This is a genomic window from Psychromonas sp. (genome assembly GCF_983033635.1).
Genome location: NZ_CEZLMY010000059.1, coordinates 1 through 21,076 on the forward strand (window position 1 = coordinate 1; position 21,076 = coordinate 21,076).

Genomic DNA, 21,076 nt, shown 5'->3' on the forward strand with positions numbered 1-21,076 from the left:
TGATAACACTGGCCAAATTATTACGGCGTTTACGATGGCGCTGCTGCATATTATGGATACCCGTAAATGCATGTTCCCATTCCGACTGACCATGGGGTAAGACGGTGCTTTTACTGTTCCATAACCAGTTGTTTAATTTTTTAAGATAATAATAATGCCAAATAATATGGGCAAAAAAAGAGGCGAGCAGTAACTCAGTTAAGCAGTTAAATAATGATCCAATAATCAAAACTGGCAGATAAACAAAGAATAAAGCCCAGATTAATTCTTTCCATGAGTATATTTTCAAATTAGTTACTCTAATAAATCAATTATGAACGTGTTGAAAAGCGATAACCAGCACCGCGTACAGTCTGCACTAAATAATCGTGATCAAGTAGCGCTTTGCGCAATCGGCGTATATGCACATCCACAGTGCGATCTTCAACATAAACATTGGTACCCCAAATGTTATTTAGTAGTTGTTCGCGACTGTAAACCCGCTCTGGATGGGTCATAAAAAAATGTAATAATTTAAACTCTGTAGGTCCCATCTCCAACGGCATTTCGGCAAGTGTTGCCCGGTGGGAAACAGGATCTAACTTCAATTTACCTACTTTGAGTGTATCATCGAGAGAGGTCGGGTTAACACGGCGTAAAACTGATTTTAAACGTGCCATCAGCTCTTTAGGTGAAAACGGTTTGGTGATGTAATCATCGGCGCCATTTTCAAGCCCGCGTACTTTATCTTCTTCTTCACCACGTGCTGTTAACATCACCACCGGAATTTGACGCAACATTTCATCTTGTTTTAAATGTTGTAATAATTTAATACCACTGCCACCGGGAAACATCCAATCTAATAAAATAAGATCAGGGTAAGGCTCCGCTAATTTATTCAAAGCAGTTTGATATCTGTCAGCTTCGCTGCATTCATAGCCATGTTGTTCAAGTACAAAACATAACATATCGCGGATTGCGACTTCATCTTCTACGACCAAAATGCGAGTTGCCATTCTACTTTACCTATTTATTATCTATTTAAAGTGGGTGCATTATTACCAGGCATTATGACACTTATATGACAATGATTCATAAACTGCCATAAAACTGGAAGAAAAATAGCATTTATTAAAAAAAATCATCAACTTTTGCCGATTTCACTAAAAATCATTTACACTCTATGCCAATTTCGTTTCTCTTTAATTAAGGTGCATTTCATGTTTTTCAAAAACCTACAAGTTTATCGTTTTACCCGTCCGCTTGAACAGGATGCTGATGCTTTAGAAAAAAATCTTGAAGAATTTAAATTCAAAAGCTGTGGTAGCCAGGATATTTCTAAACTTGGTTGGGTATTCCCAATGGGAAAATCAGGCTCAATGTATACTCATCTTGCAACAAAACAGATCCTTATCTGCCTCAAAAAAGAGGAAAAAATGCTACCTGCCGGGGTCATTAAAGATCAACTTAATGAACGTGTTGAAGCGATTGAACTTGAGCAAGGTCGCGCGCTAAAGAAAAAAGAGAAGGACAGCTTAAAAGAGGAGATCGTGATGCAGCTCTTGCCTCGAGCATTTAGCCGCACATCGCAAACCTTTGCGTGGATTGATCCGGAGTCAGATATGTTATACGTTGATGCTTCAAGCACACGCAAAGCAGAAGAGTTAATCTCACTACTGCGTAAAACACTTGGTAGTTTACCTGTTGTGCCAATCCAACTTAAAAACCAGGCGGATGTGATAATGACCGACTGGTTAGTGGAAGGTAATATCCCAGCTAACTTCAAGTTAGAAGATGAAGCGGAGTTATGCTCTGCATTAGAAGGCGGTGGTATTATTCGTTGTAAACAACAGGATCTGTTATCTGATGAGATAAAAAATCATTTATCTGCGGATAAATTCGTTACTAAATTAGCACTGAACTGGGCCGATAGTATTTCGTTTATAATTGGCGAAGAGTTTGCTTTAAAACGTATTAAATTTTCAGATGTCTTACAGGAGCAAAACGAAGATATCGATAAAGATGATTTTGCAGCACGTTTTGATGCTGACTTTGCGTTAATGACCGGTGAAATTAAACAATTAATTCCCGCTGTAATTGATGCATTTGGTGGCGAACAGAGCCTGTAATATAAAAGCAAAACAATGACCTCTGTAATTACTCAATTACAGAGGTTATGCTCTTATTCCTGCCAATTTAGACCAAAAATTTATATTTTTACTGCAAACAATCCCCCTCCTTTTCTGCTATTATTCCTGCCCAAATAAGTCCCCTTCATTTAAACAACGAGTTGAATATTATGAGTGTTTCTATTTTTGGCAGTGCAAAATCAAACAGTGCAACAAAAGCCCTTTTATTAGGTTCTGGCGAACTTGGCAAAGAGGTCGCTATTGAATTACAACGGTTTGGCATTGAGGTGATTGCCGCAGACAGTTATGAAAATGCACCGGCTATGCAAGTAGCTCATTCATCGCATGTTGTAAGTATGCTTGACGGGCAGCGTTTAGAAGAAATTATTCGTGCTGAAAAACCTGATTTTATTATTCCAGAAGTAGAAGCGATTGCCACCGATACACTGGTTGCATTAGAAGCCGATGGTTTTAATGTTGTGCCAACTGCTCGCGCAACAAAATTGACCATGGATAGAGAAGGTATTCGCCGCCTGGTTGCTGAAACGCTTGCTGTTAAAACATCTCCTTATGTATTTACCGACAGCAAAGAAGAATATTTACAAGCAGTTAAAGAAGTTGGCATTCCCTGTGTAATTAAACCGGTAATGAGTAGTTCAGGTAAAGGTCAAACTGTGATCAAGTCTGAGGCGGACTTAGAAAATGCTTGGACATACTCTCAAGAAGGCGGACGCACAGGTGCCGGGCGTATAATTGTGGAAGGCTTTGTTCCCTTTGATTATGAAATCACATTATTAACGGTAAGTGCTGTTGATGGTATTCATTTCTGTGCACCAATTGGACATCGTCAGGAGAATGGTGATTATCGTGAATCTTGGCAGCCACAAGTAATGTCTGAACAGGCACTACAAAAAGCACAACAGATTGCTGAAAAAGTAGTTAAAGAACTTGGCGGTTATGGTCTGTTTGGCATGGAATTCTTTGTTAAAGGAAACGAAGTCTACTTTAATGAGGTTTCACCTCGTCCACATGATACTGGTTTAGTAACGCTACTCTCTCAAGATGCTTCTGAATTTGCACTGCATGTACGTGCTATTTTAGGTCTGCCAATCGGCACCATCACACAATATGGACCGACAGCATCAAGTGTAATTTTAGGTAATGGACAATCACAAGATATTAAGTTTGCTAACATTAGCCAGGCTCTTGCTTCTGTAGCTGGTGCTCAGATGCGTTTGTTTGCAAAACCGGATATTAACGGTTCACGTCGCTTAGGTGTAGCGATTGCACGTGGTGAAGATACACAAAAAGCGATTGCAAACGCTAAATTAGTATCTGACAAAGTTGAAGTGCTTTATTAAAGCAAATCTCATCTGGTTGATAAAAGACAATACTTTAAAAAAACACCCGCTAAAATACAATGCGTAAACATGCATTTATTTCGCATAAATAAACAACGGAAATAACCAAGGACATAGACATATGCACCCAAAAAAATGGATAAGTATTTTACTTACCGCTTTCAGCCTTTTAATCACAACACATGCTCAAAGTAGTGAAGTCGTCATTAATAAGGTAGCAGGAGTAAAAGAACAACTCGCCGTTGATATTCTTGCCTTAGTACTCAATAAAACAGATCCTCAAGCGACTATACGGCAACACTCGGAATCTTTGCCGCAGTCACGTCTGGTAGATGAAATAAAATTGGGCAATATTGACCTTATGTGGGCGGGTGTCGATCCGACCTTAGAGTCAGCATTAAAACCTGTCAGAATACCACTCTTCAAAGGGTTACTTGGCCACCGAATTTTTATTATTAAGAAAGAAAACCAAGCGCGCTTTAATAACATCAAAACTCTTGATGATTTAAAACAATTAAACGCGGGGCAAGGAACGCATTGGGGAGATACAGAGATCTTAAAAAATGCCGATATTCCGGTAATAACCACACTTAAGTACCCTAATCTCTTTTTTATGTTAGAAGGTGATCGCTTTGATTACTTCCCGCGCGCAATTCATGAACCGTGGAGCGAAGTTGAAGAACGAGCAGATTTAAATCTAACCGTTGAAAAAAACATAATGTTAGTTTATCCATTTGCGATGTACTTCTTTGTAAATAAAGATAATCAGGCACTTCACGATAAATTATACCAAGGTTTTGAAATGGCGATTGCAGATGGGAGTTTTGATGAGTTATTTTTCAATAATCAGCTCATTAAAGATGCCTTGAATAAAACCAATCTAAAAAACCGTACTGTGATTAAAATAGCTAACCCCGCGATGCACCCTGATACTCCGATTAATCGTAAAGAATTTTGGTTAGATCCAACCAGCTTATAATAAGAGAGAAAAAAATGAATTCAATTATTAAAAAATCTATGTTGTTACTGAGTAGTGTTTCATTGCTAATAATGGTTGCTGTTTTTTCGATCAGTTATTTTATGGCAAGCGATTACTTTGATGAATTGCTGGTACAAGAAATTGATGATTCACAAACAACCCTGGCCATTGTATTGAAAGAGCCTGTTTTTGCTTATGATAAAGAGCTAATCGGAGATATCGTTGGTGCCTTTGTTATGCAGCCTTTTATCCACAAAATTAGTGCCTATGATCACCGTGATCAATTATTAGCTGAAAAAACAGAAAGTAACGAACAGCCTTCAGCAGAGGACAGCATAGTAAAAGATGTGCCAATTATTTGGTCTGGCGGCAAACATATTGGTAAGTTATCCATCGTTTACCGTGCGGATAGTAATGACTTAATGTTAGCAATGGTTAAAACTACTTTTTTTGTTATTGCTTTCATTTTATTAATCGTACTGCAAATAACTAACTGGTTAGCGCTTACGCGACTTGTTGTTAAACCACTGCGTACGGTCGGCGATGCATTATCAGTTATTGCATCAGGGGGCGGGGATCTCACCAGTCGTTTAACAATCAAAACTAACGATGAAATTGGTCAACTTGCAGATAATTTCAATCGTTTTATTATCAAATTGCATGACATAATTAAAGGTGTAATGGACACTGCCAATGAAGTTAACAATACTTCAAGCACAATAATCAGTAGCGCTTCTAACAATGTACAAGCAACCCAGCAGCAATTAGCAGAGATAGAACAAGCTTCCACAGCCTTAAATGAGATGTCACTCACTACCAATGAAATAGCACAAAATGCTAATGAAACGGCAAAAAGTACAGAAACATGTAGTGAACTTGCCAAAACAGGTAGCGATGTAGTAGAAAGCACGGCCGAGCAGATCAACTTGCTGGGCAATGATATGATGGTAACAGCAGAGAAAATCAATCAGCTTAAGGATAAAAGTGAAACCATTGGCTCTGTATTAGATGTTATTAAAAGCATTGCGGAACAGACTAACCTGCTAGCTCTAAATGCAGCCATTGAAGCAGCTCGTGCTGGAGAACAAGGACGTGGTTTTGCCGTGGTTGCAGATGAAGTCCGTAGTTTAGCGAAACGCACCCAAGAGTCGACTTCCGAAATTGAAAAGATCATTGATGAGTTACAAAAAGCATCTTCAGATGCAAATGATTCAATGGAAGAAAGCCAGAGTGCATTACAAAAAACAGTGCAAGAATCTGCAAATGCCAGCAGTGCGTTAGCTGAAATTCTTACCACGATTGATCAAATTAGTGGAATGAATGCGCAGATAGCAACCGCTTCAGACGAACAAAATGCAGTCGCAGAAGATGTTAGTCGTAATGTTACAGAGATTTTCAATATCACTAATGAGGTGACTGAAAACGCACAGGGCGCACGTAGTGCGAGTGAACGATTGGGTGAACTGGGTACTGGTTTAGCCTCTAACCTATCTAAATTCAAAATATAAATAATAAAAATTACTAAATAAACAACAGGTGCATATTTTATATAATTCCTGTTGTTTATTTTTTTAGACTGTCAAATCATTTACGGAAGGATCTGTAAGCATAGAAATACCTATTTACAAACACAATTGATTGATAGTACAAGATCGGCATTAACGCACTGCGAAAATAACGGAACAAAGCCACTGTCATCGACAAAACTCAACCACACATCCCCAAGCTAATTTTTTATCAAGTTATCGCAATCAATCCCCCAAAATAGATCTATGCAATTTAATTGTTAAAAGCAGGCCATATATTGGCTGATAAACAAGCAGATGCTTTTTGCGCGGAAATGCTTTGGATCTACAACTATTTTTTGTGTGTGATTAAAAAGCAGATTGACAGCCATGAGCACTTACCGTGCTACTCCACCATAAAAAAATCAAAAAACAGCCCATCTGTTCGCATATTTAAATCAAATAACCGTGATCTACTCGTGGTTATTATGGTTGTTATTCTGGGGATTTTACATAAGCTTTATTTGAAAAAAATATTGCTAATATTATCTTAGCAAAAAAGTATAACCCTATATTTAATAAGAGTTAAATTGCAGGTAGGAGGTCAATATTAATATCGCATCCGAATATATAATTGCAATTTATAATGCATCTGAAAAAATGCAGACAAATTTATTCACGCTGAAGTCTGCGTGTCGCTTAATAGACGTTAATTTTTTCTTCTTTGATCATTATGATGATTTAAAACATGAAATCCAGAATATTCACTTTAGCCTGCTACTGTTAGGTGATACTGAAAGCGATACAATATCTGATAAAACTTGTGTGAAAATAAAACAAGCATTTCCTAAGCTTCCGGTTGTTTTATTGCTCAATTCGTTAACTTTCGAGTCAATTCATAAAGCCATCAATTCAGGTGCTGATAATTGTATCCATCTCGAAAATCTAGATCGCTTTCACTGTAAAAACAGATCTTGCCTCCATATTAGCAACCAACAAATTGATGAATTTGAACGAACCATTATTGCAACTATTGGACAGGGAACAACTAAATTAGCCTCGGATAAACTAGCCGAGCAATTAACCAAATACGATGAGTTAATTGGGATTCCCAATCGCAGTTATTTTTTAGAAATACTTGAACACGCATATGAAGTATCAACTCAATGGCAAGGTGATAAATCAATACGAACCCCGCTTGCATTGGTTTTTATTAATATTGAACGCATAGAGCATCTACGGGAGTCTGTGGAACTTGCTGAAATAGATCTTTTATATGTATTACTCAGCTCAAGAATAAAAGAGGAATTTTTTCATTTTGATACCTTAGCGCGCTGGTCAGAAACCCGTTTTGCTCTGTTGCTTAAAAACAATACGGAAGCCTTTGAACTGCAGGCTTTAATTAGTAAATTACAAGGGTTGGTAGCAGTTATTGAGCAGCCATTTTCCTTAATCAATAAAGAAGTTTCTGTTAGCTGCCATATCGGTGTTTGTGTTTTAAGTAACACAGTAAACTCACTTAATGACTTAATTCTCAGTGCTGAAATCGCTTCTGCGCAAGCAAAAAGAGATGGTGGTATGTGTTGTCGATTTAATTCTCAAGCATTAAACACACTCGCAACAGAAAAAGCCATTATGGTCAATTGTCTGCGAAGTGCATTACAAAATGAAGAGTTAGAATTGTTTTTTCAACCTGTTGTCTCCTCGGATAATGGAAGCGTTAATGGTGCAGAAGCATTACTTCGCTGGAAGCTATCTAATGGTGACTGGGTATCGCCTGAAAAAATTGTACTTTTAGCTGAAGAGATTGGGCTGATGGTAGAACTCGGTTATTGGATTTTAAATACTGCCGTAAAATATGCGAGTAACATTGTAAAAAAAACCAATAAACCTTTCAAAATAGCCGTTAATTTAGCCCCCGTACAATTAAAAGAGGTCGATTTTGTCAATAGAATTGAAGCAATATTAAAAACACATCATTTTCCCCCTGAATACTTAATATTAGAAATTACCGAAACAAAACTGATGGAAGATATGAACACTTGTATCAGCAATCTACAAAAAGCTAGGACTCTTGATATCGGTGTTGCTATTGATGACTTTGGTACTGGACATTCATCGCTAGAATATTTAACTCAGCTTCCTGTCACCACGTTAAAAATAGATCGATATTTTGTAAATAAAATTGAAAACAATGACGGTAACGTTTCTATTATTAAAGCCATAATTGGCCTAGCTCACAGCTTAGATTTAAACGTCATAGCTGAAGGGGTTGAAAACAGCACTCAATTAGCATTTATTCGTGATCATTTAAATGCAGATGAAGAGATTCAAGGTTACTTCTTTTCTCGCCCGTTACCAATCGAAGACTTTTATAAATTTATGGATAATTAATTGATTCATTAACTTTCTGTGCAAATAACTAAAGAGAGAAAAATAACGATGAAACAACAACTGTTTTTCAACCAAACAACGCTAGCTGTTATTTCTTTAGGGCTTATTTCAGCTGTCATTATATTACTGCAAGTGGGTTTTGAATTATTACCCGTCGCTTTAGCTACCTTTATGTTTTTCGCATCGGTTGCGGTTGCTCGTATAGTTCATCAGCAACAAATTTCTTTTCTCAAGCAAATTCAAAAAGTTAAAAACACGTTAGCTGAGCAAGAAAAACAAGAGATCGAAAAATTCAATAAACTCACCGATCTTTGTCAAACAATTTTACCTTTATGGCAAGGTCAAATTGATGATGTTATCGGGCAATCTACCGATGCGATACACACACTGGCTAAGCGTTTTTCCGAGATAGTGCAATCGCTAAGAGATACATTGCAAGATGTGGATTCATTGGAGTCTGGAAATGCAGGAACAAGCATAACGGAAATCATGGAGAAAAGTGAAACTCAGCTCAGCTCATTAAATACTAATTTCGAGGAGATTTTATCTTCAAAAGTCGAACTGTTAAATGAAGTAACTCATTTACAAGGTTTTACTGATGAGCTGCAAACGATGGCGACAGATGTGCAAGGAATCGCTAATCAAACTAATTTACTGGCATTAAATGCAGCTATTGAGGCAGCTCGCGCGGGAGAAAGTGGCCGTGGATTTGCGGTTGTTGCTGATGAAGTGAGAACCCTTTCGCAACGTTCATCAGATACCGGCCAGCAAATGACGGGCAAAGTCGACAGCATCTGCTCGGCTATGGACTCAGCAGTAGGTGTTACCGAGAGTCAACTTGATGGCGAGAAATTAAAATCAGAGGAATCTCAACAAGTAATTCGGGAAGTGATTTCAAGACTTGATCTTATGATGAATCAATTTGCGGACTCTTCAGGTCTTTTAAAAGCACACGGTATAGAAATCACCAATGAGATTAATGATGTTTTAGTCTCATTACAATTTCAAGACCGAATAGCACAAATACTTGAACATACCAAAGGCGAAATTACACGTTTTTCATTGTTGTTAGCAGATCCTGATGATATTGAAAATATTGATAAAAGCCACTGGCTAAAAGAGATGAGCCAAGGCTATACCACTTCAGAGCAACGCAATTTACATACGAGCAGTACATCAGAGAAATCACATTCAATTGAAGAGGATTGCAATGAAATTGAATTTTTCTAAGGGGTTAACAGCCCTTCTGGCACAGGCCTATTGTCTCCATAAATTGGTGATAAATCTATGAATAAAATAAAAGTGTTACTTGTAGATGACTCTGCAGTTGTAAGGCAAGTGCTGACAAAAATAATCAACTCCCATCCTAAAATGGAAGTATGCGCGGCTGCACAAGATCCAATATTTGCAATGCATCATATGAAGAAACAATGGCCTGACGCTATTATTCTTGATGTTGAAATGCCAAGAATGGATGGCATCACCTTTCTGCGCAAAATAATGAGCGAGCGTCCAACGCCTGTGGTTATGTGCTCAAGCTTGACCGGAAAAGGCGCTGAGACAACCATGCAGGCAATGTCTTTAGGCGCGATTGAAATTATCACTAAACCTCGACTTGGCATAAAAGGTTTTTTAAGCGAATCAGCAGATGAAATAATTAATGCAGTGTTAGGCGCATCCCAAGCCCGCGTTACTAAGCGTAGTCCTGTCACCCTGCAAGCGACTAAAAAATTAACCGCTGACGCAATATTATCTTTGCCTCATACCGGTGCTATGGAGCGCACAACTGAGCGTATTATTGCGATAGGCTCCTCCACGGGGGGAACAACAGCACTAGAAAAAATATTAACTCAACTCCCTCGCGTATCACCAGGCATTGTTATTGTGCAACACATGCCAGCAGCCTTTACTGGCGCTTTTGCAGCCCGTCTCAATACCCTCTGTGAAATGGAAGTTGTTGAAGCTAAGGGTAATGAAACCATACTGCCAGGTCATGTTTACATTGCTCCTGGAGATCGACATATATTGGTTAATCGAAGTGGTGCTTTATACAAAATAGAACTTAAAGATGGTCCACTAGTGACCAGACACAAACCTGCGGTTGATGTTTTATTTCGCTCAGTTGCACGATATGTAGGAAAAAATGCGATGGGAATTATTCTCACTGGTATGGGGGATGATGGCGCTCGCGGGTTAAAAGAGATGAAAGATGCAGGCAGTGTTACGTTAGGCGAATGTGAAAAAAGCTGCATTGTTTATGGCATGCCCAAAGAGGCGATGAAAAGAGGCGCGGTTCAAAAAGAGCTTAGCTTAGGACAGTTTCCAGGGGCGATTTTAGATTATCATCGCTCGGGCCTGTAACTAAAGACTAAAACTCTAGAAAACGGGTATGTGGACACTTTACACGTTCACATTTAACAAAATATTTTTACATTTAAAAGGATAAAAATATGGCAACTATTTTAGTCGTTGACGACTCAGCTTCATTAAGGCAAGTGGTAGCAATATCTTTGCAAGGTAAGGGATATGATGTTATTCAAGCTGGAAACGGTAAAGAAGCTTTAGATAAACTGGATGGCAAAAAAATCAATTTAGTGATTTCAGATGTCAATATGCCGATTATGGATGGTCTTAGCTTTGTCAGCGCAATGAAAAAGTTGCCTCGCTATAAGTTTACGCCAGTGATTATGCTGACCACAGAAGCGGGTAATGATATGAAGGACCGAGGCAGAGCTGCGGGTGTTAAAGCATGGGTAGTAAAGCCCTTTAAACCGGATCAAATGTTGACAGCTGTTGCTAAATTGATACTTCCATAATATTGAAAGGATGTTAATAAGATGAGTACAGATAATATAAAACTCGCAGTATTAAAACCAGAAAATATGACCATTTATGAAGCGATGGATCTGCAGGCATTGTTTTCAGCAACACTGGCAGCTCACAAGCAGATAGAAGTTAATTTATCTGATGTTGTAGAAATAGACTGTGCTGGATTACAACTAATGGTATCACTAAAAAATGATGCGATTAAACAAAAAAAATCGATGGCATTTACCGCACACAGCCGTGAAGTTATTGAGCTTTTAGACCTGTTTAATATGACCCAGTTTTTCGGCGATCCGGTGATTTTAGGTAAATAATTACTAAGACATTACAAGGTTCGTATAAAAATTAAAGATAACTTATTAGGAGTTTAAAATGAGTAACGATCTAGATGCTGCTAAACAGGGATTTTTGGTTGAGTCAGAAGAGCTCTTAACCGCTATGGAAGATGCCTTATTACATCTTGAAACCAGTCCTGATGATATGGAGGCGATTAATGCAGTTTTTAGAGCTGCTCACACCATTAAAGGGACATCCGGTATTTTTGGCTTCGATGATGTAGTCAGTTTCACACATGTTGCCGAAAGCCTGCTCGATAAAATCAGAGATAATGAAATCTCCATTGATAAAAAAATTATCGAAGCCTTACTCAAATCGGGGGATCATATCTCCGATCTTGTTAATGAAGTAATAGCTAAGGACAACGTGCTTTCTCCAGATTTTCTGCTAACCAGTGATGAGTTAATTGTACAATTAAATAGTTTTATGCATACGCCATTAACTGAAGTTGTTAGTGCGGTTTCATCGGAAAGTGTCATTGAAACCTTAGCCAATGAAGAGGTTATCTCCTCTACTAATAACTGGCATATTTCATTACGTTTTGGTGTTGATGTATTGAAACAAGGTATGGATCCGAAGTCCTTTATTAAATATTTACAGCAAATTGGCAGCATTATTTCTCTCTCTGTTTTACCCGATAAAATACCCAGTCTAGAAGATATTGATCCCGAGGCCTGCTATCTCGGTTTTGAAATTGATTTACAGTCCGACAGCAATAAAGAAGAAATTGAATCTGTCTTTGAGTTTGTGCAAGAAGACTGTGATATACGCATTGTCCCGCCACATAGTGCAATCAGCAGTTACATTGAATTAATACAGGAACTACCGGAAGAAGATGAATTGCTCGGTGAGTTATTAGTAAAAAGCCAAGTATTAACCCATAAAGAATTAAACAATGCCCTGTCAAAACAACAGCTAAATAGCAGTGCCGGTGACGGAAAAAGTATCGGCGAAATTTTAGTTGACCAAGGTGTTGTTGCTCAAGAAGTTGTCGGTGCAGCGGTTGAAAAACAACAAAAAGTGCGCACTAAAAAAAGCGCAGAATCGCGTATTGTGCGCGTTAATTCAGACAAGCTTGATGAACTTATAAATATGGTGGGAGAGCTGGTTATTGCCAGTGCTTCAGCCTCTTTACTGGCGAATAAATCCAATCACACAGAGCTTGAAGAAGCCAGTGGTATAGTCGATGACTTAGTCGATAGTATCCGTAATAACGCATTAAGTTTACGCATGGTGCCGATTGGAGAAACATTTCACCGTTTCCAACGGGTAGTGAGAGATGTCAGCGGTCAACTTGAGAAAAGCATTGAACTTGTTATCACGGGTGCTGAGACCGAACTTGACAAAATGGTCGTAGAAAAAATAGGCGACCCGTTAATGCACCTAGTACGTAATTCGTTAGATCATGGCCTAGAGATCCCAGAGCAACGTATTGCGGCAGGTAAAGAGCCGCAAGGTAAAATTCATCTAAATGCTTATCACGATTCTGGCAGTATTGTTATTGAAATAATTGATGATGGTAAAGGACTTAACAAAAAGCAGTTATTAACGAAAGCACTGGAGAAAAATATTATAGAAGAAGGACAAGTGCTTAGCGACGATGAAATTAATCAGCTCATTTTTCATCCGGGTTTTTCAACTGCAGATTCGGTATCGAATATTTCCGGTCGTGGTGTCGGCATGGATGTGGTTAAACGTAATATTCTGTCGTTACGAGGTTCTATCGAACTAGAAAGTGAAGAAGGTGCTGGCACTGTTGTGCGCATTCGCTTACCGCTGACCCTGGCTATTATTGATGGTTTCCAGGTTGGGGTAAGAGATGATTCCTATGTTGTGCCACTGGATATGGTTATTGAATGTGTGGAATATGCCGATATAGATAAAATCACAGGCAATAATGGCCGTGAGAGTAACTACTTTAACTTGCGCGGTGAAGTATTACCGCTAGTAAAATTAAAAGATCATTTTAATTACCTCCCTGTGGAAAACGAGCAAAACGCACGCGCCAATATTGTTGTGGTGCATTATGCCGGGCGAAAAGCAGGACTCGTTGTTGATCGTTTAATGGGTGAATTTCAAACCGTGATCAAACCTCTTGGTAAACTGTTTAGTGAAATCAGAGGGATAGGAGGTTCAACCATACTCGGGAGTGGTGATGTTGCACTGATTCTTGATGTGCAGCAACTGGTGCAAGACGCAGCAGACCATGAATTAAAACAAGTTTCGTAAACACTGTAATTAAACATAGTTAAAAAATTTAATAAAAACTCATATATGTAATCAGCGAGGTAATAAACATGTTTAAAAATATGAAAATTGGAATGCGTTTAGGATTCGGCTTTGGCTTAGTACTGCTCTTGCTCGTTGTCACCGCGACTATATCTTACAATGCCTTAAATAAGGCCTCTTCCGGCTTCGCTACTTATGGTTCGGAAGCTACGACTAACGATAACGCAGGTCGTGTTTTGACTGACCTGATGGGCATGCGCATGGCTGCGTTAGATTATATTCATACTTCAAGTAAAGACTCCCTTGCCAGTCAACAAGCACAAACTGCTAAGGTTCAGGAGCTGGTTGCTGAAGCGAAAAAATTTACCAAGCACAAAGATGATAAAGCAACGTTTGCTGAGATCGAAGCGCAAATACAGAAATACGGCACTACCTTTAGCAAACTAATTGACAACGTTAACCGCAGTAATGAACTGCTTAACGGTGTACTAAAAAAAGTGGGTTCTCAAAGTGTAATAGACATCTCCGCCATTTTAGTCGGCACTAAAGAAGATGGTAATATGGACAGTGCTTATGATGCAGCGCGTGCCACACGCCATCTATTATTAGCCAGACTGGCCATCACTCAATTTTTACAGAATCACGATCAGGCGACTGTAGATAGAGCGCAAAAAGAATTTAGCGCTTATCAGGAGATTGTTGCAGAGTTAAAAGAAGAGCTAATTAATGAGCAGCACCGCGCCTTAGCTTCTAAAGTAGGTGAAGATAGTAATAAATACCTTGCTGCTTTTAAGGAAATTGTTCTGGTTAGCTTTGAGCGTGATAAGCTTCAAGCTATCGTTGCGGCTGCTGGTAGAGATGTCGGTAAATTAGCTACAGATCTTAAGTTATCGCTTAAAGATGAACTAGATGTTTTAGGCACTGAACAACATGAAGCAAATGAGCAGTCTAGCGAATTTGTAATCACGGTTAGTGTCATTGCAGTTATTTTAGGCATTATTTTAGCGTTATTGATAACACGCGTTATCACAGGTCCAATCCGTGAAGCGGTAACGGTTGCCAATCAATTAGCGGAAGGTGATTTAACCTCTAAAATCGAAGTGACAAGTAATGATGAAACGGGGCAACTTCTAAGGGCGATGATGGCAATGGTCGAGAAACTATCAGGCATTATCACTGAAGTTCGCGGTACCTCAAATAGTCTTGCCAGTGCCTCTGAAGAGGTGAGTGCGACGGCACAATCAATGAGCTCTTCCTCAAATGAGCAAGCATCAAGTGTTGAAGAAACCAGCGCATCAATGGAACAGATGACGGCATCAATTACGCAAAACACGGAAAATGCAAAAGTCACCGATGGCATGGCATCACAAGCCGCCACTGAAGCAATAGAGGGGGGGGATGCGGTTGAGCAAACCGTTGCAGCAATGAAACAAATTGCTGAAAAAATCGGCATTATTGATGATATCGCTTACCAAACTAACTTATTAGCACTAAATGCAGCCATTGAAGCAGCTAGGGCCGGCGAGCACGGTAAAGGTTTTGCTGTTGTCGCAGCTGAAGTACGCAAACTGGCTGAACGCAGCCAAGTAGCAGCACAAGAAATTAGTGAAGTTGCTTCTAGCAGTGTGACGTTAGCGGAAACGGCGGGTCGATTATTGGGGCAAATTGTTCCATCAATCAATAAAACCTCTGACTTGGTACAGGAAATCAGCGCCGCATCTGAAGAGCAATCGTCCGGTGTTGGTCAAATTAACAGTGCCATGAGCCAATTAAATACGATTACCCAGCAAAATGCGTCAAGTAGTGAAGAGCTTTCGGCAACTGCTGAGGAGATGAGCAGTCAGGCACAACAACTTCAGTCAGTAATGAACTTCTTTAAAATTACTGCGCAAGTGACGAATTCTCCTAAGACTTATCAACAAACCTCACCGAGTCCATCTAGAGCGCCTGTAAGATCCGCAGCACCAGCGCCAATTAATATATCACTAGATGAGTCTGAATTTGCCAAATTTTAAGGATACATGACTATGAGTTCATTAGTTAAATCTGGAGCCCTGCAAAAAATGGTAGCACAAGAGAATCACTCCTCCGCTATTGAGGAAAGTGGGCAATATCTCACTTTTCTACAACGAGGTGAGATGTTTGCTATCGGTATTCTCGGCATCAAAGAAATTATTGAGTATGCGAACCTTACCACTGTACCACTGATGCCTGAGTTTATAAGTGGTGTCATTAATATTCGTGGAGCGGTTGTGCCTGTTATTGATTTATCTGCGCGCTTTGGTCGACAGCCGGCAGTAACAACACGTAGAAGTTGTATCGTTATTATTGAAACAGTCAGTGATAACGAAAAAATGGATATTGGTATTATTGTTGATTCTGTCTCTGAGGTGCTAGAAATCCCGCCCTCAGATATTGAACCATCGCCGCGCTTCGGCACTAATATTCGCGCTGATTTTATTAGTGGGATGGGCAAAGTTAATGACAATTTTGTTATCATCCTCGATATTAGCCGAGTATTATCCGTTGATGAAATGAGTTCATTAGCAAGCGTAAGCAGCGAACCAGTGTCAGAGATAACTCTTTTAGAATAGCATTCTTTAAAAATGCTATATTATGCTGCGCGGGTAGTGTCTGTTTTGCTCGCGCAGACGTTCACCAATTCATGGTATTACTTTAAGGATAAAGCTGAGTCTATTGAAAGAAGCTAACACTATACTCTTTTATTTTTATGAACTGAGATTAATCATTATTCTGTTGCTAGCAGCTGAATAATAAATAATTTAAGTAACTACTCAGCCCAATAATTTGAGGTGTTATTTTTATAAAATAAGATTGTAAATGCTCAGGGCTAAGCCATTTATGCTGAGTTCAAGGCGAAAAAGCGCAGTTTAGTCGTTTAAATACTACGTACATCCTTGTACTACGCCTTTTAGGCCATTCTACGAATGTTGAAATTCTTTCCAGAAGAATTTTTGAGCATTTTTCAACGCGGACAAATATGTATGGAACATATTTGAATGGCTTTAGCCAGTTGCGTAGCAATGAAGTACACGGATGTACTTCATAAATAAGCTTAAATGGCGACGACCTGAGTAATTGCTTTAATTAAACTCTAGATTTCGCACCTGCACCTTTGTCTTAATTGAGTGTGTATATTGACTATCAGAGACTAATTCTCCCGTAATATCAATTTGCACACTGCGCATTGTAGCTGATGCACTGGAAGCAATACTCTCAGTAAAGTCTAACGCAGTGATTTTAATGAACTGTTTATCAGAAAGAGCGGTCCAAGTACCATTACCAGAAGAATAACAATCAGTTGCAAGAGGGCCAACCCCAGTTCCAAATTGAATTTCATTTTCAGCGGGAATAAATCTAACCCCCATTTTATTGGCACTGCTAATTGAGCCTGTCGAATCATGATCATAATAATAAACAATACAATGCTTATCTGCTGATCTATCCACTGTCTTACTTGCACCACTTCCCACCATAAAATCAGGACCACCATAACCTGCTCGTCTTATATCAGTCTCCATAATAGAGATTATTGATTGTAAATCAGTACGCAAACGAGAGTATTTTAAACTTTTTGCCCCCGTAGAAACACCGGTTACATATAAGCCGATCACCATAGCCAACAATACTGAACCAAGTAACAGTGCGATTAATAGCTCAACTAATGAAAAACCTTTTTGCGTCACTAACATTTTTTATACCCCAATTGTTCTTGATCAGGCGAACAAACTCGTAAACGCACTACCCCTTGAATGACCCTTAGCTTATAACCATTTGTATCAGAGAAGGTCACGCCGCCTGTCTCGACACTGAATCTCATCGGAGAATAAGATGCTCGATTACCGCTAAAAGTCACATTAGATGCAGACAACACTTTACCATCGGTCAACTCCTCGACCACCTCTAAACCATCTAACAGACAAGAATTAGCGACAAAACAATCACAAGACGATAAATCACTCATAGCCATTTTCCATGTTCCACTATTTCCCAATTGACAAAAGTGTACATAAACCTTTTTGTTGTGCTTAATAGATTGCGATTTTGCTAAACGTAAAAAATGGTAAAGATGCTCACTCTTTTGTACTAATGCTTGTTGTGAAAAAATGCCACTGTAGGCATTTACACCAATCGAAATTAAAATTCCAAGCACAGCCAAAGTGACAAGCAACTCAATTATAGTAAAGCCTGACCTTTTGCAATGACGTTTTTTCAACAGCAGGTTCAACAAACAGTTAATTTCATTTCAATTTGTTTAAACACTTAAATTTCCTTAAGTTCCTGCTCAATCGAGCGGTAGCGCTGCTTTGACAAATCATCAAGCGGTCCTGCTTCAACCACGTTAATACACTGCTTGGCAATACGTTTTTTCTTAGCGAACTCTTCAGTGGATGGCCAACCTTTGGTTATTGACTGGGCTAAGTTTAACGATAACTGAGTATTGTTTGGCATGATTTCATGTGCATCAAGGAAGATACTTGTTGAAGCTGGATATAAACCGCTACGATAAAGTTTAATACCCTGCTCATTAAGACTAAGTAGTTTAGCGATTTTATCTTTATGATCCTGGTTAACTTTATTGATAAGCAACAAATCACTCATTACCTCAATACTGTTACTATCTTCAGGAAAAGAAATTAACGCCATAATTTCATCATACTTTTCATTATCACCGAGCTCAAACCAGGTTTTGGCCAACGCTAAGCCACTATCCCGCCCGCAATCAACAATCATTTCAACATTGCAATTTTTAAGCGATTCTGTTGCAGATTTTAACAATCCTTTCATAATCATAATGCGTGAAAACACCACTTTTTCAAGTTCATGAAAGAGAGCTTTATCAAAGCGTTGTGAAGCACTTTTCAAGGTTGCTTGCACCTGTGAAAATATTTTAGCCTGCTGCAATTCGTTACTGTTTCGGGCTCGATCTAACAGACAATGAATATAGTTGAAATGATGATCGATATGTTCATGCACAGAAAAGCGTGTATTTTCTAATACCGTTTTAAAACAGCGTTGCGCAATCTCCCAATCGCCCTCTAACAATGAAAGGTTAGCTAACGCCCGCTGTCTTGGAATATTTTTGGGAGAGAGTTTTACCGATTCAACTAATATATCTTTTGCTTCTGAGTAGCATTTTCGTTGTGCATAAATACTGGCTAACCAGTTTAAAGCCTCAATGCGGGTTTCTCTTAACTCGCATAACTCATTTAATAGTGTTGCGGAGTTTATGTAATCACCAAGATGATAATATGCGATCGCTTTTCCCAATTTAGCCCAAGAAAAATCTCGAAGAGCCAAAATTGAATTATATAAATCCAATGCTAATTGAGGGTGTTTTAAATTAAGTAACACCTCCCCTTTCAGACGCATAATTGCCAGCGTATATTTACTACTCGCTTTAGTCGCTTTTGCGCATTCAGCTAATGCTTTTTTATAGTTTTTTACAGCAAGGGCATCATAAATGCCGCCGAGTACTTTACGCTTCTCTAATGCTCTAACTAAACGGGTTTCTAATTTTTTATAAGAAAAAGGTTTCAGTAAATAATCATCAGGCTGTAGCTCTACTAAACCATGCACTACTTGCAGAGCGGTTTCCGCACTAATCAAAATAAAGACAGTGCTACTTTTCAGTAGATCTCTTAGTTTTAACTCTTCAAATAATTGATAACCATCTTTGCCTTTCCCTAAATTAAAATCACATAAAATAAAATCAAACTTTGTGGCTTCACATAATTCAAGCGCACGATCACCGTTGCTTGCCACTGCAATCTCTTTACAGCCTAACATTTGTAACATGCCTTTTACGGCACTTCTGATGGTGTCAATATCATCAACGACTAACACCGACTGTGTAGAAAAAAAATTACTGGGTAATGCCATAATTTGTTAATACCTAACATATAAAAATAAAAAGGGTTATTAAAGCTTAGCTGAACAGAGGACTTTCGCTATTAAATTAACTAATTAAAGCATACGAGCATCATAAAACTGCAATACTTAATGCTTATTGTTTCCTTATTAACACTGTTTTCACCATGCAAAGAAGGAATTGATATGCAATATAATCACAATACAGAGATACAACTGACTGATGAGGAAATACTATTTTCTCCTGCCAAAAAAAGAACTCAGAAAGCAAGAATGTGGCGAGAAATAGAAGAGCTTGAAGCGCGTCAAAAATTATCAAAGGAGCTACGCGATATTGACCAAAGCTTTGCCGTTTCATTAAATGATTTAGTTTAAACTAAATTATCCGGACAAATAAAAAACGCATCATTTTTGATGCGTTTTTTTATTCAACTTGAAAAAGTTTGTAAACTAAATTTGGAATAATGATTCTATCGACAATCCCTGTTGAGAGAGTACATCTCGTAAACTTTTTAAAGCTTCTACTTGAATTTGACGAACACGTTCACGTGTTAAACCAATCTCTTTACCAACATTTTCCAGTGTTGCAGCTTCATAACCTAATAAACCAAAACGTCTTGCTAATACTTCGCGTTGTTTGGGATTAAGATCTTCTAACCAGTCTACGATACGTAACTTCATATCGTCATTTTGTAATTCATTCTCAGGAGTCGTTTCTTTACGATCCGGAATAATATCTAATAGTTCTTTATCTGAGTTGTTACCAATTGGGATATCCACTGAACTAATACGCTCATTAAGCTTTAATATCTTAGCGACATCTTTCGCGGAAACATCTAACTCTTTAGCAATATCTTCAGCAGTCGGCTCATGAGTTAGCTTGTGCGCTAACTCTCGCGCAGTCCTAAGGTAGACATTTAACTTTTTAACAATATGGATAGGAAGACGAATGGTACGTGTTTGATTCATGATTGCACGCTCTATGGTTTGCCGTATCCACCATGTTGCATAGGTTGAAAAACGGAACCCTTTTTCCGGATCAAATTTTTCAACTGCCCGAATCAATCCTAAATTACCCTCTTCAACCAAATCTAAAAGAGATAAACCGCGGTTGTTATAACGACGGGAGATTTTAACCACCAGTCGTAAATTACTTTCAATCATACGCTTACGTGAGACGTCATCACCGCGTAATGAGCGACGTGCGTAATACACCTCTTCCTGAGCCGTTAATAATGGCGAAAATCCAATTTCACCAAGATAAAGTTGAGTGGCATCCATTATTTTTAATTCGCTGCTTTCAGTCATATTATTTACATCTGCAGTTTTAGCGGCCGTACTTTTTTCTGGATTTTTTTGAGACTCTTTCTCTATCACTTTAACCATAGCTAGTGTACCTTTATTTAATGCTTAAATTCTGCGGTTAGCGTTGTGGTAAACCTGTAC

At 38.6% G+C, this 21,076-nt stretch carries 18 protein-coding genes and 1 pseudogene; 13 read left to right on the forward strand and 6 right to left on the reverse strand.

The annotated features are described in order from the left end of the window. The coding region (locus tag AC4GME_RS09730; RefSeq protein ID WP_490379308.1) for a phosphate regulon sensor protein PhoR at nt 1-289 on the reverse strand (289 nt) is incomplete at its 3' end. 22 nt (nt 290-311) lie between these two features. After that, nucleotides 312-995, reverse strand: coding sequence for a phosphate regulon transcriptional regulator PhoB (phoB, locus tag AC4GME_RS09735; RefSeq protein WP_490377150.1), 684 nt, complete (start codon nt 993-995; stop codon nt 312-314). Between the two features lie 204 nt (nt 996-1,199). On the opposite strand from phoB, the gene rdgC reads away from it, so the two are divergent. The 12 genes and pseudogenes from rdgC (at nt 1,200) to AC4GME_RS09795 (ending at nt 16,332) form a co-directional block, all read left to right on the forward strand. Continuing rightward, nucleotides 1,200-2,108, forward strand: a complete 909-nt coding sequence (gene rdgC, locus AC4GME_RS09740; RefSeq protein WP_490377149.1) for a recombination-associated protein RdgC — start codon at nt 1,200-1,202, stop codon at nt 2,106-2,108. Between the two features lie 170 nt (nt 2,109-2,278). Beyond that, nucleotides 2,279-3,469: a formate-dependent phosphoribosylglycinamide formyltransferase gene (purT, locus tag AC4GME_RS09745; protein WP_490377148.1), complete on the forward strand. Its 1,191-nt coding sequence runs from the start codon at nt 2,279-2,281 to the stop codon at nt 3,467-3,469. Nucleotides 3,470-3,590: 121 nt separating this feature from the next. Next, on the forward strand, nt 3,591-4,448 hold the full coding sequence (locus AC4GME_RS09750; RefSeq protein ID WP_490377147.1) for a diguanylate cyclase: 858 nt from the start codon (nt 3,591-3,593) through the stop codon (nt 4,446-4,448). A 14-nt stretch (nt 4,449-4,462) separates the two neighbouring features. Further along, entirely contained in the window at nt 4,463-5,956 is a 1,494-nt protein-coding gene (locus AC4GME_RS09755; protein ID WP_490377146.1) for a methyl-accepting chemotaxis protein, read from the forward strand. 657 nt (nt 5,957-6,613) lie between these two features. Next, entirely contained in the window at nt 6,614-8,347 is a 1,734-nt protein-coding gene (locus tag AC4GME_RS09760; RefSeq protein ID WP_490379309.1) for a putative bifunctional diguanylate cyclase/phosphodiesterase, read from the forward strand. A 609-nt stretch (nt 8,348-8,956) separates the two neighbouring features. Continuing rightward, nucleotides 8,957-9,217, forward strand: a pseudogene (locus AC4GME_RS09765) (methyl-accepting chemotaxis protein); the annotation flags it as partial. A 417-nt stretch (nt 9,218-9,634) separates the two neighbouring features. Beyond that, nucleotides 9,635-10,708: a protein-glutamate methylesterase/protein-glutamine glutaminase gene (locus AC4GME_RS09770; protein ID WP_490379310.1), complete on the forward strand. Its 1,074-nt coding sequence runs from the start codon at nt 9,635-9,637 to the stop codon at nt 10,706-10,708. 89 nt (nt 10,709-10,797) lie between these two features. Next, complete coding sequence (locus tag AC4GME_RS09775; protein ID WP_490378343.1) at nt 10,798-11,163, forward strand: response regulator; 366 nt, start codon at nt 10,798-10,800, stop codon at nt 11,161-11,163. 21 nt (nt 11,164-11,184) lie between these two features. Beyond that, entirely contained in the window at nt 11,185-11,487 is a 303-nt protein-coding gene (locus tag AC4GME_RS09780; RefSeq protein WP_490378344.1) for an STAS domain-containing protein, read from the forward strand. Between the two features lie 58 nt (nt 11,488-11,545). Continuing rightward, nucleotides 11,546-13,738 (forward strand): chemotaxis protein CheA, encoded by a 2,193-nt coding sequence (locus AC4GME_RS09785; RefSeq protein WP_490379311.1) that lies wholly within the window; start codon nt 11,546-11,548, stop codon nt 13,736-13,738. Nucleotides 13,739-13,806: 68 nt separating this feature from the next. Next, nucleotides 13,807-15,753 carry a methyl-accepting chemotaxis protein gene (locus tag AC4GME_RS09790; protein WP_490379312.1) on the forward strand — a complete coding sequence of 649 codons (1,947 nt, stop codon included), beginning with the start codon at nt 13,807-13,809 and terminating at the stop codon, nt 15,751-15,753. Between the two features lie 12 nt (nt 15,754-15,765). Continuing rightward, nucleotides 15,766-16,332, forward strand: coding sequence for a chemotaxis protein CheW (locus AC4GME_RS09795; protein ID WP_490379313.1), 567 nt, complete (start codon nt 15,766-15,768; stop codon nt 16,330-16,332). Nucleotides 16,333-16,842: 510 nt separating this feature from the next. Here the strand turns inward: AC4GME_RS09795 and AC4GME_RS09800 are convergent. The 3 genes from AC4GME_RS09800 to AC4GME_RS09810 are packed head-to-tail and all read right to left on the reverse strand — an operon-like array spanning nt 16,843 to nt 19,642. Continuing rightward, nucleotides 16,843-17,451, reverse strand: coding sequence for a prepilin-type N-terminal cleavage/methylation domain-containing protein (locus AC4GME_RS09800; RefSeq protein ID WP_490377573.1), 609 nt, complete (start codon nt 17,449-17,451; stop codon nt 16,843-16,845). Beyond that, entirely contained in the window at nt 17,445-17,990 is a 546-nt protein-coding gene (locus AC4GME_RS09805; RefSeq protein ID WP_490377574.1) for a GspH/FimT family pseudopilin, read from the reverse strand. Before AC4GME_RS09805 ends, AC4GME_RS09800 begins: the two co-directional genes overlap by 7 nt. A gap of 32 nt (nt 17,991-18,022) precedes the next feature. Next, on the reverse strand, nt 18,023-19,642 hold the full coding sequence (locus tag AC4GME_RS09810; RefSeq protein ID WP_490377575.1) for a response regulator: 1,620 nt from the start codon (nt 19,640-19,642) through the stop codon (nt 18,023-18,025). Between the two features lie 174 nt (nt 19,643-19,816). Here AC4GME_RS09810 and AC4GME_RS09815 point away from each other — a divergent pair, with 174 nt between their 5' ends. Continuing rightward, nucleotides 19,817-20,005: a DUF3545 family protein gene (locus AC4GME_RS09815; RefSeq protein WP_490379314.1), complete on the forward strand. Its 189-nt coding sequence runs from the start codon at nt 19,817-19,819 to the stop codon at nt 20,003-20,005. Nucleotides 20,006-20,080: 75 nt separating this feature from the next. Here AC4GME_RS09815 and rpoS read toward each other — a convergent pair whose 3' ends face one another. Then, entirely contained in the window at nt 20,081-21,016 is a 936-nt protein-coding gene (gene rpoS, locus AC4GME_RS09820) for an RNA polymerase sigma factor RpoS (RefSeq protein WP_490379315.1), read from the reverse strand. Between the last annotated feature and the right edge of the window lie 60 nt (nt 21,017-21,076).

Excerpts from the sequence above, each read along its gene's own strand:
- phoB (WP_490377150.1), bottom strand. The coding sequence starts at position 995 with ATGGCAACTCGCATTTTGGTCGTAGAAGATGAAGTCGCAATCCGCGAT.
- rdgC (WP_490377149.1), top strand. The coding sequence starts at position 1,200 with ATGTTTTTCAAAAACCTACAAGTTTATCGTTTTACCCGTCCGCTTGAA.
- purT (WP_490377148.1), top strand. The coding sequence starts at position 2,279 with ATGAGTGTTTCTATTTTTGGCAGTGCAAAATCAAACAGTGCAACAAAA.
- AC4GME_RS09750 (WP_490377147.1), top strand. The coding sequence starts at position 3,591 with ATGCACCCAAAAAAATGGATAAGTATTTTACTTACCGCTTTCAGCCTT.
- AC4GME_RS09755 (WP_490377146.1), top strand. The coding sequence starts at position 4,463 with ATGAATTCAATTATTAAAAAATCTATGTTGTTACTGAGTAGTGTTTCA.
- AC4GME_RS09760 (WP_490379309.1), top strand. The coding sequence starts at position 6,614 with ATGCAGACAAATTTATTCACGCTGAAGTCTGCGTGTCGCTTAATAGAC.
- AC4GME_RS09770 (WP_490379310.1), top strand. The coding sequence starts at position 9,635 with ATGAATAAAATAAAAGTGTTACTTGTAGATGACTCTGCAGTTGTAAGG.
- AC4GME_RS09775 (WP_490378343.1), top strand. The coding sequence starts at position 10,798 with ATGGCAACTATTTTAGTCGTTGACGACTCAGCTTCATTAAGGCAAGTG.
- AC4GME_RS09780 (WP_490378344.1), top strand. The coding sequence starts at position 11,185 with ATGAGTACAGATAATATAAAACTCGCAGTATTAAAACCAGAAAATATG.
- AC4GME_RS09785 (WP_490379311.1), top strand. The coding sequence starts at position 11,546 with ATGAGTAACGATCTAGATGCTGCTAAACAGGGATTTTTGGTTGAGTCA.
- AC4GME_RS09790 (WP_490379312.1), top strand. The coding sequence starts at position 13,807 with ATGTTTAAAAATATGAAAATTGGAATGCGTTTAGGATTCGGCTTTGGC.
- AC4GME_RS09795 (WP_490379313.1), top strand. The coding sequence starts at position 15,766 with ATGAGTTCATTAGTTAAATCTGGAGCCCTGCAAAAAATGGTAGCACAA.
- AC4GME_RS09800 (WP_490377573.1), bottom strand. The coding sequence starts at position 17,451 with ATGTTAGTGACGCAAAAAGGTTTTTCATTAGTTGAGCTATTAATCGCA.
- AC4GME_RS09810 (WP_490377575.1), bottom strand. The coding sequence starts at position 19,642 with ATGGCATTACCCAGTAATTTTTTTTCTACACAGTCGGTGTTAGTCGTT.
- AC4GME_RS09815 (WP_490379314.1), top strand. The coding sequence starts at position 19,817 with ATGCAATATAATCACAATACAGAGATACAACTGACTGATGAGGAAATA.
- rpoS (WP_490379315.1), bottom strand. The coding sequence starts at position 21,016 with ATGGTTAAAGTGATAGAGAAAGAGTCTCAAAAAAATCCAGAAAAAAGT.